The 1,893-nt window shown below is 61.3% G+C and carries 1 protein-coding gene; it reads left to right on the forward strand.

What is annotated here, in order from left to right:
- Positions 1-370 precede the first annotated feature (370 nt).
- Positions 371-1,696 (forward strand): ammonium transporter, encoded by a 1,326-nt coding sequence (locus tag AO388_RS26645; protein ID WP_044308355.1) that lies wholly within the window; start codon positions 371-373, stop codon positions 1,694-1,696.
- Positions 1,697-1,893: the final 197 nt, after the last annotated feature.

The raw sequence follows: 1,893 nt of genomic DNA on the forward strand, positions 1-1,893 counted from the left end.
TTTTGCCTTGTCTTGCCTTCGCTCGTGACGTTTTTACACACCTTGGGCCATGGATGGCCCGTTGCGGCGCCCCCCGGATCAGTGACAGGGAAGGAACCCGACGAAGTCGGGCCGGAAACAGGAGCGAAGGGATTTGCCTACTTCGGCNGTCGCAGAACTGTGTGACGCGGAGCGTCACGAAATGCATTACCACGCGGAGCGTGGCAACGAGAACCTTGGTGGTTAAGCCCCGCTTTCGGGCTCATCGGACTTATATATAACGCCATTCGCGCAACGAGAACTTGACCCACAAGAGGCCGAAGAGCCTCGCCTGTCCCAATGAACCTCTTTGCTGCCAGACACTTTCCATTCATTTGCGGGAGCTTTGAACATGGTCAATCGTCTACACGGCAAATCCCTTACAGCTTTACTCGCGCTCGGCGCCTTTGCTCCGATTGCGCAGGCAGCTGACGCCCCCGTACTGAACACCGGCAGCACGGCCTGGATGGTCACCGCAGCCGTGCTGGTGCTGTTCATGTGCCTTCCGGGGCTGGCACTGTTTTACGGTGGGCTGGTACGGGCCAAGAACATGCTCTCGCTGTTCACCCAGTGTTTCGGCATTGCCGGAGTGGTAGGCGTGCTGTGGGTCATCTATGGCTACAGCATGGTGGTGGACACCAGCAACATGGTCGAAGGGCAAGTGAGTTTCAATAGTTTCGTGGGCGGTCTGAGTCGTGCGTTTCTGGCCGGCATGACGCCCGACAGCCTGGTCGGCGACATCCCTGAAGGGGTATTCGTGACCTTTCAGATGACCTTTGCGATCATCACTCCGGCGCTGATTGCCGGGGCCTTCGCCGAACGCATGAAGTTCTCTGCGGCGTTGCTGTTCATGGCTCTGTGGTTCACCCTGGTGTATGCGCCTGTCGCGCATATGGTCTGGGGTGGCGCAGGCGCCTTGATGCACAACTGGGGCGTGCTGGACTTCGCCGGCGGCACCGCAGTGCACATCAACGCCGGTGTCGCCGCACTGGCGGCATGCCTGGTACTGGGCAAGCGCAAGGGTTATCAGAACGCCCCGATGCCGGCGCACAACCTGAGCCTGACCATGGCCGGCGCGGCGATGCTCTGGGTCGGCTGGTTCGGTTTCAACATCGGTTCCGGTGGCGGCCTGAACGGCACCTCCGGCATCGTCATGCTCAACACGCAAGTGGGGGCGTGCGCCGGGATACTCGGCTGGATGTTCACCGAGTGGTTCAAGGTCGGCAAGCCCAGCGCCCTGGGTCTGGCAAGCGGCGCATTGGCGGGCCTGGTCGGCATCACCCCGGCGTGTGCCTACGTCGGAGTCGGCGGAGCACTGGCCATCGGCGTGCTGTGCGGAGTGTTCTGCTACCTGAGCGTGACTGTGCTGAAGAAACGCCTGGGCTATGACGACAGCCTCGACGTCTTCGGCCTGCACGGCATCGGCGGCATGATCGGTGCACTACTGACCGGCGTGTTCTGCGTGCCCTCACTGGGCGGTCTGGTGCCCGATGTCAGCATGGGCGCCCAAGTGATTGCCCAGATCAAAGGCGTGCTGTTCACCACGGTCTACTGCTTCGCGGTCAGCTGGATCATCCTCAAGGCCGTGCAGGCACTGATCGGCCTGCGCGCGCATGAGTCAGTGGAGGAAATGGGTCTGGACCTGGCCGAGCATAACGAGCGGGCCTACAACCATTGAGAAGGCTGTCGGATCAGTGTCAGGGCGAGGGAATCCGACGACGTCGGGCCGGAAACGGAGCTGCGTGTTTTGCCTGCTTTGGTCCATCAAAGCAGGTCGCCGAGGGGAGAAAAGGTGACCTGAGTCGACCGCCAATCCACCTGACAAAGAGAGACCGCTGTGTGACGCAGAGCGTCACGAACTGCATGCCAACGCGG

The sequence above is a fragment of the Pseudomonas sp. ICMP 10191 genome (genome assembly GCF_001467335.1).
In the GTDB taxonomy this organism is placed as follows: Bacteria; Pseudomonadota; Gammaproteobacteria; order Pseudomonadales; family Pseudomonadaceae; genus Aquipseudomonas; species Aquipseudomonas cerasi.